We start from the raw sequence: 782 nt of genomic DNA, 5'->3' as shown, positions 1-782 counted from the left end.
CCCCACACCCACAGCAGCAGGCCGAGTGCGAGCGGCGCGGCGCCGACCACCAGGTAGGCCTCGCGGAAATCGGCCACCGGCCAACGGCGCAGCACCGCCGGCCGCGTCAATGCGAACACCGCGGCGGCGATCACCGGCACCCAGCCGAGCACGCGCCAGGCCGAGCCGGGCTCGCCCGCGTCGAACAGATGCACCGCCAGCTCGCCCGCCGCCACGCCGACGAACAGCCACAGCCCGAGCACGTGCACGGCCTGCAGCGGCCAGCCACCAAGCCACGCCGCCTGCCGGCGCAGCAGCAGCACATGCCAGAGCAGCGCCACCGGCCACGCCAGCCAGCCCAGGTGGGCCGACGGCGTGATCTCGAGTGCCGCCATGCCGAGCGCGACCAGCACCAGCGCCGGCAGCGTCAGCGCGGTGGCCTGCCCGAGCACGCGCCACTGGCGCCACACCGCGAGCATCGTCGCGAGCAGCGAACTCGCGACCACGCAGCCGACCAGCGCCGCCGGCCAGCCGTCCAGCGCATCGGCCTCGCGCAGCAGGTGCAGCACCTGCGGCACCAGCATCAGGCCCCACCACACCAACGCCCAGGCGACGATGCCCCATTGCACGAGCATCTCCCGTGTCCACCGCAATGCTGCAGCGGCCTCGGGCCGCGCCGCGCGCTGCAGCGCATCGCCGGCCAGCAAGCCGGTCAGCGCGAGGACCAACGGCAGCCCCAGGCGCAGACCGCCGAACGGCGCATGCGCCAGCAGGTCCGGCCCGAAGGCCAGCGTCGCCACGGC

The 782-nt window shown here is 75.1% G+C and carries 1 pseudogene; it reads right to left on the bottom strand.

The features are described 5' to 3' along the window. Positions 1 to 782: pseudogene (locus AC1D01_RS37140) on the bottom strand (DUF2339 domain-containing protein); the annotation flags it as partial.

The sequence above is a fragment of the Rhizobacter sp. P3_B12 genome, assembly GCF_056402895.1.
The sequence above is the reverse complement of the archived record's forward strand: the minus strand, read 5'-3'. Positions and strand labels throughout refer to the sequence as shown.